We start from the raw sequence: 14,661 nt of genomic DNA on the forward strand, positions 1-14,661 counted from the left end.
GAATGAGTGTGCTCCTTTAGGATAGCTTATTCCTCTGGGGAGGAAGCGTTGGCAAATTCTGGGGCAGCCTCTTTTGGTGCGATGACAATCTGAGAACGTCCTGCTGCCTTAGCGGCATAGAGGGCGTCATCCGCTATCTTCACTAGTTGCAGTAAACTCTGTCCATGGGTGGGAAACTGACTGATGCCGGCACTAAAACTCACCTTGAAGCTGTCATGGTTGGGGGCGTGGAAGGTGTGATTCCGCAATCGCTGTAAACAGATGGCAAGGCGGTGTTTGGCCACATCAAGGAAAATATCATAGAGGGCAATTAAAAATTCTTCGCCACCCCAGCGAGCAACCACATCTTCCATCCGTAGGGACTGTCGCAGCATGCGGGCAGTGGTTACCAATACCTGATCCCCAACGTCATGGCCATAGGTGTCATTAATACGTTTGAAATGGTCTAAATCTAAAACAGCAATGCAAAGGGTTTGTTGTTGGCGGTTGGCAAGGGTCAAAAAGCGTTCAATCTCTTCTGTGGCTTTACGACGATTGCTCAATCCCGTGAGGGGATCTACCTCTGCCAAGCGTTTCAGGAGGCGAGTACGCTCTAGGCGATTGATGATCCGCGTCATTAGCTCAGGGCCGACAATTGGCTTGCTAACAAAATCATCGGCGCCAGCGGCAAAGAGTTGGGTGACGAGGGCTGGATCGGTGGTTGCGGTGAGAAAGAGAATTGGCAGCTGGTTCCAGCGCGGATCATTGCGCACCACTTGGCAGAGTTCTAGGCCGTTAATACCGGGCATCTGGACATCGAGAATGACCAATTCGGGGTTGGTGGCCTCTAGGACATCCCAAAATTGATCGGGATCCTGAAGGGAGGTGACACTCATTCCCCAGGGTTCCAAGAGCCGTTTCAAGATGGCTAGGGTGACGGCGTCATCATCCACGGTCAGGATACTAGCGGAGGTCATTTCTTGAGGTTGCAGTAACTGTTCGAGAGTCTGCAAGAGTCGCTCAAGATCAACAGGCTTACTCAAGGTGATCCGCGAGCCAAGGCGAATGGCGGCGAGGCGATCGCGCCAGGTGTCACGGGCAGTAAATACTAGGGCGGGGATGGAGGGACGATGTTGCCGCAACTGCTGCAAGAACTCGCGGGTGGTTACCTCATCAGGCATCACTTCAGGATTGAGAATGACAGCATTGGGCCAGCATTCCTCAAGTAAGGTGTTGACCAGCGGCCAGCTATCCATAGCGACGTAGCGGAACCCACCATCAACGGAGTGCTCCTCAAGGGAGCGAATTAACTCGGCGTCGTTGTCAATGTGCAGGACAAGGGGCAGGCCTGAGTCGTTATGATTGTCAGGTTTGGAGGTGGCGATCGCGCTGAGGAGTTGCTGGACAATTTCAAGAAGGGCAGCGGGCGAGCAGGGGTAGTGGTAATAAATCACTTGGGTTTCTGGCTGGGTTGGCCAATCCTTGCGCGTCAGGATCAAAATCGGTTCCTGAAACCCGCGATCGCGCACCTGCTGGCAAAAGGCCTCAACTGCCGTGCCTAAATGGGACTCATCCACAATCAATAGGTGATAGCGACTACTGGCCAATAGTCCCCAGAGGTCTTCAGAGCGAGCAACGACATCCACCCGATGATCCGCAGTGGTCAAAATGGAGACCAACGTTGCTGCCGTTGCCACGTCGTCGTGATAAAGCAAAATGGCCATACTTGCCCGCCAACAGCCTATTGCTATTACCCTACTGCCTTGGCTTGATCTTGCTCAAGTTCTCGGAGATACAGATTGCCGCTGGAGGGTAGTTACATATCTTTACATTTTATCCTTGCCAGATGCTAATAATTCTCAACAGTGATGCTATAGTAGGCCTAGGCTTTATTGAGATTTATCCTCAATAAGTTCAGCGTCGATATTATGCGTTTATCGAAGGAGGAATGTATGGCGATCGCCAGTGAATCCCCAACCTCTGTGACTACACCACCACCAACAGGTGCAGGTTTACAAACCTATGGCCAAGCCAATGTCAAGTACGACTGGTGGGCAGGCAATGCCCGATTTGTGAACCTCTCAGGCCTATTCATTGCCGCCCATGTGGCGCAAGCAGCGCTAACTGTATTTTGGGCGGGTGCCTTTACGCTCTACGAAATTTCCCAATACAAACCCGATCTACCCATGGGGGAACAGGGCTTGATTTTGCTGCCCCATCTGGCGACCTTAGGGTTTGGCATTGGCGAGGGCGGTAAAGTTGTGGATTTGTACCCCTACTTTGTCATTGGCACAGTGCATCTCATTTCCTCAGCCGTGCTGGGTGCCGGTGCACTCTTTCATACCTTTCGTGCCCCTCAGGATCTGAGTACTGCCAGTGGCCGGGCGCGCCGTTTCCACTTCCGCTGGGATGATCCAAAGCAACTGGGAATCATTTTGGGACACCATTTGCTCTTCTTGGGGTTCGGTGCCCTGCTACTGGTGCTCAAAGCAACAATCTGGGGCGGGTTGTACGATGCCAATTTGCAAACGGTACGCCTTGTCACCCAGCCCACCTTGGATCCCTTTGTCATCTATGGCTATCAAACCCACTTCGCCAGTATTAACAATTTGGAAGACCTTGTGGGCGGGCATATCTACGTCGCCCTTTTGCTCATTGGAGGGGGCATTTGGCATATTTTGGTACCACCGCTGACTTGGGCGCGAAAAGTGCTGATGTTTAATGCTGAAGCTATCCTTTCCTACTCCCTTGGCGGCATTGCCCTCGCCGGATTTGTAGCGGCCTATTTTTGTGCGGTGAATACCCTCGCCTATCCCGTAGAGTTTTATGGGCCACCCCTAGAAGTGAAACTGGGAGTTGCTCCCTATTTTGCCGACACGATTGACTTGCCCCTTGGGCAGCATACCCCACGGGCTTGGTTGGCCAATGCCCACTTCTTCCTTGCCTTTTTCTTCCTACAGGGTCACCTTTGGCATGCCCTGCGCGCCATGGGATTTAATTTCAGGCAATTAGAAACTTTTCTCAATCCAGCTCTTGAAAATTAATTGCAATAGTTTTCCTCTTGAGCCATAGGGGCTGCCCTCGGTCAGAGCGATCGAGGGTTTTTTATGAATTTAAGGCAGGCTTTCATTTTTTGGGGAACGTTTGGTACCCCTAAGCTGTCGCGCGATCGCTGGCGCAAAGAAAATCAAAAAAGCAACTTGCGCCGTGAAGACCCAGCCATAATACCGCAGGACAGGATGTAAATCCCACTGCGCCATAAACCCTAGACTGGCCACTGTCCATAGGAGAATGAGGGTTGGTAGCAGCAGTTGGCGTTTTAGGCGAGCCATGATTAAGATTCTGCTGGGGTGTCGTTTTGCATGGCCTGCATGCGCGCTTTTGCTTTAGCTGCGCTCTTTTTCAGTGCTTGCAGACGCAGTTCATAGCGTTTGCGTTGACGGCGATTGGGGGCTTGCTCAATCAAGAGCTTGAGGGCACTGCCAAGGCTTTTGTAGGCGTTGGGGAGTTCATAGCCAAAACGAGTCGCAAGGGCGATCGCCCGCTCATCAGCAGCAATGGCTTCCTTGAGAACCTTTTCACCATTATTGCGCTGGTAGAGCCGCCAGCCCGAAAAGCCACACAGCCCAAGGGCAAGCAGCAGCAACAGGCCATCCTGCACCCAGAGTTCTCCCACAGCACCCCCTAAACCAATCGCCAGTGCTGCCATCTCCCAGCCATCGCGGGGAATCGTGTCATTTTGAATGCGGGCGACCTCATGCCAAAAGAGGAGATTGCGCTGATCCTTGGCCAATTGATCCCAACGGGCTAAATCAATTTGAATCTCCACCTCATCCTTGCCAATTTCTTCACAGGTAATGAGGGGAGGATTCACCCCACTAGCTGGTTCAATCATCACCCAGCTTTGCAGCTCTGGTGGCAAGAGAGACTTGAGACGACGCAATTCTGCTAAGTCAGAACGGGCAACTGAGGATGCAGCCGAGGTCATAGCACAACACAATCCTAGGGTATGTATTACCTATCTTAACAGTTGAAGGCTGACCAATCGGGATGACAGGATTTGAACCTGCGACCCCTTCGTCCCGAACGAAGTGCGCTACCAAGCTGCGCTACATCCCGATAACTTATCTAAGATAGCATCTGCTGGCTTTTTCCTCAATGGAAATGTGGGGGTTACAGGGCAAGGAAATTTAGGCCAATTTTAGTCCAACATCCAAACTAGGGCACTGAAAACTCCCACTAAGAGACAGTTTTAGGAATCTGCTTTATTGCGGCACCCACAATCGGTCAAACCGAACCCGTCCAGTAGAGCGGTTTTCCAAGGGTTCGATACCAACGCTTGTCTCTGGGGATGGCAACTGTAAACCTTAAGGAGAAGAACATCCCCCCTCTCAAGTACGGTCAGACTTCGAGATCGCCTTAAGTCGCGTGTTTGCCCTGATTCGTCTTGTTCATCTGCTCACAGCAGAACATTGACCGCCGAGACAGCTCTACCGCACCAGAAAAACGATCCTAGTCGCTCTTCTTTACCTGATTGGCAACGCTCGGCTTTTTCCCGACATGGACGATCCGCAGGTGTGGTACACCGATTACTACGATTTAATCGTTGCTGCCAAAGCGCTGGGAACGGGGGATGACACCTTACCCCACTGACCTGAAAAAACCAATGAGTTCAAACGCTACTTGAAAATCAGAAGCTCTGACCTCGCTGGCCTGTTCATTTGTTTTATCGAGGCGGAGATGACCCAATGGCAGAAAAACAGCATCAAAACTTGGCTAACGACAAAACTTAGGCAAATTTTCAAGCTGCCTTTATGAGCAAGGGTGATTTCTAAACCCATAGGGACTTTCGTCGTTTTGAGCGGATTTGATCGCCGTGACTTGCAGGAGCTTTGCGCATCCATAAAAACGCTCTTTGTAAAATCTCTTATGAGATTAAACATCTCAATAAAAGACTTATTGCAAGTCTCAATATCTCACTTAAGACAAAATTCACACTAAAACTTTCAAATAGACCCAGCTCTTAGGATGATTGGAGATAGGTTAAGACTTGCTAAAGTCACGGTGCCACTGCAAAGCTGTGCTATAAATTGAGAATTATATGCAATAACTAGCTTTCAAAAAATCATTAATGCAATATGTCATCACCTTTGTGGCCACCCTTTACCTATATCGCCGACCCCCATTCTCAAAGACAGCGCTGGAGACGTGGCATGTCTAAGCTGATTTCCCTTGCCGAAGCTAAGGTGGGCGATCGCTACTGCATTATGAAATTAATGTGCAACAATACCCAGCAACTGTTGGGGATGGGCTTGGCACCGGGGGCAATAATTAGCATCCTCCATCGGGGCGATCGCGGGGCAGTCATGGTGGCTCTTGACTCAAAGCGGTTTTGTGTGAACCACGAGCTAGCCCAAAACATCTTGCTCAAAGAGCTGGAATTGGCAGCTGTAAACCTACGCAGTGCCCCCATTGGTGCTCGCCTGCGCATTATCGGCTATGCCCCTACGACCCCCAGTTACAAACGCAAATTATTAGCCATGGGTTTAACCCCCGGCACCGAAGTTGAGGTTGTCCGCCATGCCCCCTTGGGTGATCCCACAGATATTAAGGTGCGAGGCTTTCATTTGAGCTTGCGTAAGGATGAAGCTGATGCTCTCAAAGTCCATCTGCTCTAGCAAAGGAGTGTGACATGGCAGCAACAATTGCGTTAATTGGTAACCCAAATTGTGGCAAAACAACCATTTTCAATGGTCTTACGGGGGCAAATCAGCGGGTGGGAAACTGGCCAGGAGTTACTGTTGAGCGCAAGGAAGGCCGCTATCGCGATCGCGACATCACTGTCCAAGTTGTGGATCTACCGGGGGTCTATGCCCTCGATGCCGAGGATAGCACTGGCTTAGACGAGCAGATTGCCCGCAAGTTTCTATTGGCGGGGGAATATGACTTGGTAGTGAATATTCTGGATGCCGCTAACTTAGAGCGCAATTTTTACCTCACATCGCAATTGCTTGATCTAGGAGTCCCCCTCATCCTTGTCCTCAACATGATGGATGTGGCTCGTGCCGCCAAAATCAAGATGGATATCCCAGCCTTGAGCCAGCGCTTAGGTCTGCCGGTGCTGCCTTTTTGTGCCAAACAACAACAGCATTTTGCTCAACTGCGGCAAACTATTCGCACCGCCTTGGCAGCACCACCTGTTTCCAGCGTTAGTGTGCCCCAACCCTCTGTGATTGAAGAGGCTATTGCTGATTTGCTGACTCAAGGCCTCAAAAATCGGGCACAGGCCTTGGCTTGGCTGCAATATATTGAATCAGTTCCCAATGATGTTGTAGCACCACTACGCCAATGGCGAGAGCGGATTCACCAGACCCTAGGAGAAGACATAGACCTTGTGATTGCCGATAGTCGCTATGGCTGGATTCAGCACCTAATGGCTGAGGTTCTGGAACAGGGCGATCGCCTGACAACAACAGTCTCCGATCGCATTGACCGCATTGTACTCAACCGCTGGTTGGGAATTCCCATTTTCTTGGCCGTCATGTACTTGATGTTTCTCATCTCAATTAATGTGGGGGGTGCCTTTATTGACTTTTTTGATATTGGTGTCGGAACGCTGGTTGTGGGTTGGCCAACCCAAGTGCTGCAAACATTCAATGCCCCCGGTTGGCTCATTGGTCTTCTGGCAGAGGGAGTGGGGGGCGGTATCCAAACAACGGCAACATTTATTCCTCAAATTGGCTTGCTCTTTATTTTTCTCACACTTCTTGAAGACTCTGGTTATTTAGCACGGGCAGCCTTTGTCATGGATCGGTTGATGCGCTGGCTCGGCTTACCCGGTAAGTCCTTTGTACCAATGATGGTTTCCTTTGGCTGCAATATCCCCGGCATTATGGCCACCCGCACACTCGAGAATCGGCGCGATCGCCTGATGACGATTTTGATGAATCCCTTTATGTCCTGTGGTGCCCGCCTACCGGTCTATGCCCTGTTTGTTGCTGCTTTCTTCCCCCGCAACGGCCAAAATATCGTGTTTTTGCTTTATGTGGTGGGAATTGCCGCAGCCATCTTCACGGGATTCTTGATGAAGCGCACCCTCTTTCAAGGAGAGATTGCTCCGTTTGTAATGGAGTTGCCCCCCTACCGTTTACCCACCTTCAGAGGGGTACTGCTGCGGGCTTGGGAGCGGCTAAAAACCTTTCTTAGTCGAGCAGGCAAGATGATTGTCATCCTTGTCGTCATTCTCGGACTGCTCAACTCTGTCGGCACCGATGGTCGCTTTGGCCAAAAGGATAGTACTCAATCGATTTTGAGCGCCTTTAGTCGCCAAATTACGCCGATTTTCTCGCCAATGGGGATTCAGTCCGACAACTGGCCAGCAACCGTGGGACTCTTTACGGGGATCTTTGCCAAGGAAGTGATGGTGGGAACGATGGATGCCCTCTATACAGAGTTAGCTCGCCAAGAAGCTCAAAGCACTGAAGCTGGGGATACACCAGAAGAACCCTTTTCCGTTTGGGAGGGATTGCAGGAAGCGGTGCTCAGCATTCCCAAAAATCTCAGTGAGCTGGGACAACGGGTGCTTGATCCTTTAGGGTTCCATGTGTTGCAAGAGGCAGATAACCCCGAAGCAGCGGCTGAACTTCAGAGCGTGCACTACACAACATTTGGCCAGATGGCACAACGGTTTGGCACGACAACGGCAGCGATCGCCTTCCTGCTCTTTGTTTTGCTCTACTTTCCCTGTGTATCGGCCACTGCCGCCGTCTATCGAGAAACCAATTTGGGCTGGACCATCTTTGTAGCGGCTTGGACAACGGGATTGGCCTACTGGGTCGCCACTGCTTACTACCAACTCATGACCTTTGCGGCGCATCCGATGTTCTCGTTGATTTGGTTACTGGCTCTAGGGGCAGTGATGGGGATGGTAATCATGGCCTTGAAATATTGGGGCGATCGCCAGCGGTTTTCCTCGCCACAGGGGACATGATTATGCTCTTACAACTACAGGACTATATTCAGAAGCACCACGTGGTTTCCTTGGAAGAATTGGTTGCCCATTTTCAGGTACCGCCAGCGATGATTGAACTGATCCTTAGCCAACTCATCCGCAAAGGACGGGTGAAAAAAATCATCCCTAGCCACTGTGGCGGCTGTTATCAGTGTGGCTCTTACCCTCTTGAACTTTACGAATGGAGAATCAACAATGCTATCCCAAGCAATGACCAACCGGCTCAATGAGCAAATCAACCTTGAGATTTATTCAGCACATCTCTACTTGCAGATGAGTTCTTGGTGTGCCCACAAAGCCCTTGAGGGTTGTGCGGCCTTCCTTAGTCAACATGCTGATGAAGAAATGGCACACATGCGGCGGCTTTTGAACTACATGCATGAAACCGGCGCCTTGGCAATCCTAGGCGGTATGGAAGCTCCCCCACACACATTTCAGTCCCTGAAGGAGATGTTCAGTAAAGTTTATGAGCATGAACAGTTTGTGACTCACAAAATTAATGAGTTAGTGCAGTTAGCGGATACGGAGCCTGACTATGCGACGTTGCAATTTTTGCAGTGGTATGTGGCCGAGCAGCACCAAGAAGAGTTTTTGTTCAAGAGTATCCTTGACAAAATTGAACTGATTGGCACGGAGGGGCAAGGACTCTTCTTTATTGATCAGGAAATTGGCAGGCTTGCCCAAACCAAAGGAACCACGACAATGCAGTCAACACCCGCAGCCTAAAGAGAAAAGGGTGCCGCTTGAGAAAGTGTCATGTGCCGCTATAGGAGTGCCCAAGGACTCAGAGTATCTTTTAGGTAGTGAGGAGTGATTCGCAAACAAAAGTCTCGGGGTCGAAACACGGCAAGACTCCCGGGGCTTTTTATTTTGGGCGAAAACCGTTACGTTAAAGAATATGCCTTTGCGAATTTCTGGCCAGCGATCGCTCAAAACGCTGCCGGGTCACAGTACGCGACCCACCAGTGCCAAAGTCCGCCAAGCCATTTTCAATATCTGGCAGGGTCGCCTCCAAGGATGTTGCTGGCTGGATTTGTGTGCTGGTACCGGTGCCATGGGAGCGGAAGCCCTGCTGCGGGGTGCCCAGTGGGTAGTGGGTATTGAGCAGTCTCCCCAAGCCTGCCAAGTCATTCGTGACAACTGGTCAGCCGTTGCCCAACCCCATCAGCACACGCTGGTTTTGCGGGGAGATGTACGCCAGAAATTGCCGCAAGTCCCTATTCCGCAGTTTGACTTTATTTACTTTGACCCCCCCTACAATGGTGATTTATATCTACCCGTTCTCCAGTTGCTTTGGCAGGAGGAGCGTCTCAGCCCTAAGGGGGAAATTGCTGTTGAGTGTCGCACCAAAAATCCACCAGATTTAGAGGCGATCCTAGCGATCGGCTGGCAGCAGCAACGCATTAAAACCTATGGCAGCACAACAGTACTCTTCTTGGTTTGTTACAAAAATTGACATTTACAGACATTGGTGGTGCTGAATTGGTAGCACGGCAGTTGCAGGAGGCTATGCAGGCACGGTACATTGTCCATGAATATTCTTCAGCGAGTCATTGTGTGAGTCTCAGCTTTGGGGTGGCAGCCCTGATTCCGGGGGGCAGTGATTCTCCCTTAGAGCTTTTTAACGCAGCGGATCAGGCGCTTTACGATGCTAAACGCCAAGAACGCAACCGCATTGTTGTCCGCCCCATTGTCAAGTCGCCCACAGTGCCTCGTTAGTGGTTCCTTTATGGGGATTTCTTATGCAAACTCGCCCCCTCGGCCGCACAGAGATTCAAATTACACCGCTGATTCTTGGCACTTGGCAAGCAGGCAAACGCTGGTGGGTCGGTATTGAAGATGAGGAGTCCATTCGCACGATTCGTACCGCTGTCGAAGCAGGGATGACCACCATTGATACGGCTGAGGTCTATGGGGATGGTCATTCAGAGCGGATTGTGGCCGCCGCCGTGGGAGACTTGCGCGATCGCTGTGTCTATGCGACGAAGGTCTTTGCCAATCACTTGCGCTACAAAGAGGTGATTGCCGCCTGCGAGCGATCGCTGCGCAACCTGAACACTGATTACATTGACCTCTACCAAATTCACTGGCCCGCCGGTTCCTTTGGCTCGGAAATCGTGCCCATCGAGGAAACCATGCAGGCAATGGTGGAGTTGCAAGTGGCGGGCAAAATCCGTGCCATTGGGGTCTCCAACTTTTCCCGTGCTCAACTGGCGGAGGCGATGCAGTACGGACGCATTGAGAGTGTCCAGCCCCCCTATTCCCTCTTTTGGCGTTGGGCAGAAACAGAACTCATCCCCTTCTGTATTGAGCATGAGATTACGGTTTTGGCCTACTCCTCTCTGGCTCAAGGGTTACTCACGGGTCGCTTTGGCCCCGGCCACCAGTTCGATCCCGAAGATAACCGCGCCAAAAACCAACTTTTTCAGGGGGAAACTTACGCCCGTGCCCTTGAAGCCATTGAACTGATGAAGCCCATTGCCACCAGCTTGGGCACAACGATAGGGAATTTAGCCTTGGCGTGGCTACTCCATCAACCGCAAACCTGTGCCATTGTTGGTGCCCGCCATCCAGAGCAGGTGCTAGAAAATATCAAAGCGGCTGACCTCCACTTGGATGAGTCGATTTTGGCCATGCTCGATGAAATTAGCCAGCCAGTCATCGCCACCCTTGATCCGGAGAATCCAGTAATGTGGAAGTGGTAGTTCAGATTCACCAATGTGTTTATGGAACTCCTTGGTCTTGGTGCAATTGTTCTCTACTTCTTAATTGCCCTGCGCTTTTGGCAAGGGTTTCACCGCACGTACTACACACAATCGCGCTTTGTCCTCAGCGTGCTGTGGCTACCGCTGCTCATGAATAAGTCCTATCGGGAAAACTTTCGCCGCGCACTGCTGGGCTAGGTGACTGGGGCGATTTGGCTGATTGGCGGCACCCAAGAGAGTCGCTGGATTGCCCAATTAATTGTCTGCCAAGGGTTTCCCTGCTGGGTGAGCGTGACCACAGCGGCGGCCTGCCATCTTTATGACGCGCATCCGTTGTTGAGTTGCCATATCGAGCGCTTGACCCCTGAGCGTGCCCGTGAGTTTATCGAGCAACATTCGATTCGAGCCGTAGTGGATGCATCCCATCCCTTTGCGGTGGCAATCTCTGCCCTTGCCATTGCCATCAGCCAAGAATTTGGCTTGCCCTACCTGCGCTTTGAACGCCCAGCATTTCCGCCAGTTCTTGGCATCTATACTGATTTGCCAACACTGCTGCAAGGGAATCTCCTCATGGGTGAGCGGGTGTTGCTGACCCTAGGAGTCAAACATTTGGCAGCTTTTGTGCCCCTCCAGCGTCAGGCTACCCTCTTTGCACGGATTTTGCCCACAACAAGCGCACTGGAGGCTGCCTTGGCGGCGGGGTTCGATCGCCAGCGCTTAATTGCCATTTTCCCCCCCGTATCGCGAGAGTTAGAGCGCGCCCTCTGGCAACAGTGGCAGATTACAACGGTGGTGACCAAGGCCTCGGGTACCGAGAGTGAGCAGATCAAACAGGCGATTGCCCGTGAGCTGGGGGTGAAGCTGATTACACTGCAACGCCCGCCTATGGTTTATCCGCGCCAAACAAGCGATCGCGCTGGTATCGAGGCCTTTTTGCAGGAATTAGCCACCTCTAAACAAAGCGATCAGTCACCGCCCCCAAACTACTAGAAGACACTAGCTTAGCATACTTGGCCAATACCCCACGGGTATAGCGAGGTGCCGGGGGCTGCCATTTAGCCCGCCGCGCTGCCAGTTCTTCCTCACTGACATTCAGTTGCAGCAGCCGCTGATGGGCATCAATGGTGATCGAGTCTCCCTCCTCCACAAGGGCGATCGTCCCACCCACTGCCGCCTCCGGAGCCACGTGACCCACAACCATGCCATAGGTTCCACCAGAGAAGCGACCATCGGTAATGAGGCCGACACTATCCCCTAAACCGGCACCAATAATGGCAGAGGTGGGAGCCAGCATTTCTCGCATCCCCGGACCACCCACAGGGCCTTCATAGCGAATGACAATGACATCGCCGGGGTTGATCTTGCCGGCAAGAATGGCATCAAGACAGGCTTCCTCGGAGTCAAAGACGCGGGCCGGCCCAGTAATTTGGGGATTTTTCACCCCGGAGATTTTGGCCACAGCCCCCTCACTGGCTAAATTACCCTTGAGAATGGTCAGGTGGCCGGTGGCGTAGAGAGGCTTGTCAAACGGACGAATCACCTCTTGGTTGGGGTCGGGGGTATTGGGCACATCCCGCAGCCGCTCGGCAATGGTTTCCCCCGTAATCGTGAGGCAATCCCCGTGGAGCAAGCCAGCATTGAGGAGCATTTTCATTACTTGGGGAATGCCCCCTGCCCGATGTAGATCCGCAGTCACGTATTTACCCGAGGGCTTGAGATCGCAGAGAACGGGCACCCGCTGGCGAATGGTTTCAAAGTCATCAATGGTGAGGGGAACCTCGGCACTGTGGGCGATCGCCAGAAAGTGCAGCACGGCATTTGTCGAGCCACCGATCGCCATAATCACACTGAGGGCATTTTCAATGGATTTGCGGGTGATAATATCGCGGGGTCGAATATTCTTACGAATCGCCTCCACCAGCACCTTGCCCGCTAACTCTGTATTGTCGGCTTTTTCAGCATCCTCCGCTGTCATTGTTGAGGAGTACATCAGGCTCATGCCCATGGCTTCAAAGGCTGAGGACATTGTGTTGGCCGTGAACATCCCGCCGCAGGAACCCGCCCCCGGACAGGCATGGTGTTCAATCGCATGGAGCGTCGCCTCATCCATTTTGCCGGCACTAAACTGACCCACGGCTTCAAAGGCGCTAACAACCGTCAGGTCTTGACCCTGCCAATGACCGGGCTTAATCGTGCCCCCATAGACAAAAATGGCGGGAATGTTCATCCGTGCCATGGCAATCATCGCGCCGGGCATATTTTTGTCGCAGCCACCGATCGCCAGCACCCCATCCATACTTTGGGCATTACAGGCGGTTTCAATTGAATCAGCAATCACATCCCGCGAGACCAAGGAGTATTTCATCCCCTCCGTGCCCATGGAAATACCATCGCTGACCGTAATTGTGCCAAACAACTGCGGCATCCCCCCCGCTGCGCGAATGCCTGCTTCGGCGCGACTGGCAAGGGCGGCAATCCCCATATTGCAAGGGGTAATCGTACTGTGGGCACTGGCCACCCCAACAATCGGCTTGTTGAAATCGTCATCGCCAAAGCCCACGGCTCGCAGCATGGCTCGGTTGGGGGTGCGTTGAACGCCTTCTGTAATGATGCGACTGCGCCAGTTTTCTGCCATAGTGTTCTCGCGATCGGCCTAAACGTCAATAAAGCATCCTTCTATTTTCCCTCACCCGTGGGCGATCGCTCTAGCGGCCAAGCCAAATAAAAGCCTAAAGCCGCAAACAACCCTAGGCCAGACAAATATTTCACACTGTTGGGAATCAGGGGATTGGGCGACCAGAAGCCCTCGATAATGCCCGCAATCACCAAGAGGGGAACAATGCCAAACATCAGTTGTGCTGCCAAAGCGCCATTGCGTTTGAGTGCGCTCAGGCGACGGTAACGCCCCGGCAAGAGAATCGCTTGCCCCAACAACAGACCCGCAGCGCCGGCCAGAAAAATTGCAGGCAGCTCCAAAGCACCATGGGAACTGACAAACGCCCAAAAGGGATACCCTAGGTTGTTTTGCGCCACCAAGGCAGCGATCGCCCCGATATGCAGACCGTTATTCCAGAGGATATAGAGGGTTCCTAGTCCCCCTAGGATGCCGCCCGCTAGCATTGTAAAAGCCACACTCAGGTTATTGGTCATAATGGCACTGGAGGCTAGGGGTTCAACCCCGACGATCGATCCCATCCAGAGCTTGCCCTCCTCTTCCACGAGGGACAGAATGTCTGAGGGCACCACCAGCTCCAAAAATTGGCGATCGCTCCACGCATACCACCAAGCGATCGCCGCCGCCACCAGAAATACCCCCAAGGCAAAGGCCGTATAGACCCATGTTTGCTGGACAACCGCTGGGAAGCCCCGCTGGAAAAACCACCAAACTTGGCGCCAATCTTGGGAGCGCTCACCCTGATAGACTTGGCTATAACTCCGCAAGGTGAGACCCTGCAAATAGTTGACGATGCTACTGCCCAAGCGGCGAGTTTTTGCCCGCGCTAAATCTGCACTAACCAAGCGGTACAACTGACTGAGGCGGCGAATCTCCGTTGCCGATAGCGCTTGAATCCCCTCTGTCTCAGCACGGTTGAGGAGGTGTTCTAGCTCTAGCCACTGCGGCTCTTGGCGGATCAGCCAGCGTTCAACATTCATGACTATCCGATTCCTCTTGAATTGCCCCCAAAAAAGACTCTAGGCGTTTGCGGGGAATGTAGGGCCAGCCGCCATTGGTTTCAATATCCCGCAGTAGTTTATAGAGCGCTTGGCGGTTGGTGGGCAAGGCCGCTTGAAACTGATTGTTACAAATTTCACGATGCAATTGCTCTAAAAGCCGCAGCAATGCCAACAGGTCATGGACATTTCCATTGGCTCGCTCAGCCGCGATACGGATCCGTTCAGCAAGGGCGTTGAGGTCGGTTGTACTTAAAGAGGATGGTGAGGAAATCATTTTTTCTATTTTTCTAT

The 14,661-nt window shown here is 52.2% G+C and carries 16 protein-coding genes and 1 tRNA gene; 10 read left to right on the top strand and 7 right to left on the bottom strand.

Annotated elements, in window-relative coordinates; all coding sequences use genetic code 11:
* Window positions 1–26: 26 nt before the first annotated feature.
* The gene (locus QYC28_RS11650) at window positions 27–1,703 is read right to left on the bottom strand and encodes a diguanylate cyclase (protein WP_302679531.1); all 1,677 of its coding nucleotides are present in this window, start codon (window positions 1,701–1,703) and stop codon (window positions 27–29) included.
* Window positions 1,704–1,931: 228 nt separating this feature from the next.
* On the opposite strand from QYC28_RS11650, the gene QYC28_RS11655 reads away from it, so the two are divergent.
* On the top strand, window positions 1,932–3,023 hold the full coding sequence (locus QYC28_RS11655; protein ID WP_149821828.1) for a chlorophyll a/b binding light-harvesting protein: 1,092 nt from the start codon (window positions 1,932–1,934) through the stop codon (window positions 3,021–3,023).
* Window positions 3,024–3,092: 69 nt separating this feature from the next.
* Here QYC28_RS11655 and QYC28_RS11660 read toward each other — a convergent pair whose 3' ends face one another.
* From QYC28_RS11660 to QYC28_RS11670, 3 genes are all read right to left on the bottom strand, one after another.
* Complete coding sequence (locus tag QYC28_RS11660; protein ID WP_149821014.1) at window positions 3,093–3,311, bottom strand: hypothetical protein; 219 nt, start codon at window positions 3,309–3,311, stop codon at window positions 3,093–3,095.
* Window positions 3,312–3,313: 2 nt separating this feature from the next.
* Window positions 3,314–3,967 carry a DUF3318 domain-containing protein gene (locus QYC28_RS11665; protein WP_286625803.1) on the bottom strand — a complete coding sequence of 218 codons (654 nt, stop codon included), beginning with the start codon at window positions 3,965–3,967 and terminating at the stop codon, window positions 3,314–3,316.
* Between the two features lie 57 nt (window positions 3,968–4,024).
* A tRNA-Pro gene (locus QYC28_RS11670) sits at window positions 4,025–4,098 on the bottom strand.
* A 1,094-nt stretch (window positions 4,099–5,192) separates the two neighbouring features.
* Here QYC28_RS11670 and QYC28_RS11675 point away from each other — a divergent pair.
* The 9 genes from QYC28_RS11675 (at window position 5,193) to QYC28_RS11715 (ending at window position 11,685) form a co-directional block, all read left to right on the top strand.
* Window positions 5,193–5,657 (top strand): ferrous iron transport protein A, encoded by a 465-nt coding sequence (locus tag QYC28_RS11675; protein ID WP_190278087.1) that lies wholly within the window; start codon window positions 5,193–5,195, stop codon window positions 5,655–5,657.
* Window positions 5,658–5,671: 14 nt separating this feature from the next.
* The gene (gene feoB / locus QYC28_RS11680) at window positions 5,672–7,969 is read left to right on the top strand and encodes a Fe(2+) transporter permease subunit FeoB (RefSeq protein ID WP_302679532.1); all 2,298 of its coding nucleotides are present in this window, start codon (window positions 5,672–5,674) and stop codon (window positions 7,967–7,969) included.
* 2 nt (window positions 7,970–7,971) lie between these two features.
* Window positions 7,972–8,220, top strand: coding sequence for a FeoC-like transcriptional regulator (locus QYC28_RS11685; RefSeq protein ID WP_190278088.1), 249 nt, complete (start codon window positions 7,972–7,974; stop codon window positions 8,218–8,220).
* Window positions 8,186–8,716 (top strand): non-heme ferritin, encoded by a 531-nt coding sequence (gene ftnA / locus QYC28_RS11690; RefSeq protein ID WP_149821024.1) that lies wholly within the window; start codon window positions 8,186–8,188, stop codon window positions 8,714–8,716. Before QYC28_RS11685 ends, ftnA begins: the two co-directional genes overlap by 35 nt.
* A 172-nt stretch (window positions 8,717–8,888) precedes the next feature.
* Window positions 8,889–9,446 (top strand): 16S rRNA (guanine(966)-N(2))-methyltransferase RsmD, encoded by a 558-nt coding sequence (gene rsmD, locus QYC28_RS11695; protein ID WP_149821026.1) that lies wholly within the window; start codon window positions 8,889–8,891, stop codon window positions 9,444–9,446.
* Entirely contained in the window at window positions 9,443–9,709 is a 267-nt protein-coding gene (locus tag QYC28_RS11700; protein WP_149821028.1) for a diguanylate cyclase, read from the top strand. The genes rsmD and QYC28_RS11700 overlap by 4 nt, the downstream gene beginning before the upstream one ends.
* Window positions 9,710–9,732: 23 nt before the next feature.
* Window positions 9,733–10,695: an aldo/keto reductase gene (locus QYC28_RS11705; RefSeq protein ID WP_302679533.1), complete on the top strand. Its 963-nt coding sequence runs from the start codon at window positions 9,733–9,735 to the stop codon at window positions 10,693–10,695.
* A 21-nt stretch (window positions 10,696–10,716) separates the two neighbouring features.
* A complete protein-coding gene (locus QYC28_RS11710) occupies window positions 10,717–10,893 on the top strand; it encodes a hypothetical protein (RefSeq protein ID WP_206200825.1) in 177 nt (58 codons plus the stop codon).
* On the top strand, window positions 10,894–11,685 hold the full coding sequence (locus QYC28_RS11715; RefSeq protein ID WP_149821034.1) for a cobalt-precorrin-6A reductase: 792 nt from the start codon (window positions 10,894–10,896) through the stop codon (window positions 11,683–11,685).
* Here the strand turns inward: QYC28_RS11715 and ilvD are convergent.
* Genes ilvD through QYC28_RS11730 form a run of 3 tightly spaced genes read right to left on the bottom strand, consistent with a single transcriptional unit; the run spans window position 11,648 to window position 14,644 of the window.
* Window positions 11,648–13,330, bottom strand: coding sequence for a dihydroxy-acid dehydratase (gene ilvD / locus QYC28_RS11720; protein ID WP_149821036.1), 1,683 nt, complete (start codon window positions 13,328–13,330; stop codon window positions 11,648–11,650). The two genes, QYC28_RS11715 and ilvD, sit on opposite strands and share 38 nt — an antisense overlap.
* A gap of 41 nt (window positions 13,331–13,371) precedes the next feature.
* Window positions 13,372–14,349 carry a stage II sporulation protein M gene (locus QYC28_RS11725; protein WP_149821038.1) on the bottom strand — a complete coding sequence of 326 codons (978 nt, stop codon included), beginning with the start codon at window positions 14,347–14,349 and terminating at the stop codon, window positions 13,372–13,374.
* On the bottom strand, window positions 14,339–14,644 hold the full coding sequence (locus QYC28_RS11730; protein ID WP_286625814.1) for a hypothetical protein: 306 nt from the start codon (window positions 14,642–14,644) through the stop codon (window positions 14,339–14,341). Before QYC28_RS11730 ends, QYC28_RS11725 begins: the two co-directional genes overlap by 11 nt.
* Between the last annotated feature and the right edge of the window lie 17 nt (window positions 14,645–14,661).

Source organism: Thermosynechococcus sp. HY596 (assembly GCF_030518715.1).
GTDB lineage: Bacteria > Cyanobacteriota > Cyanobacteriia > Thermosynechococcales > Thermosynechococcaceae > Thermosynechococcus.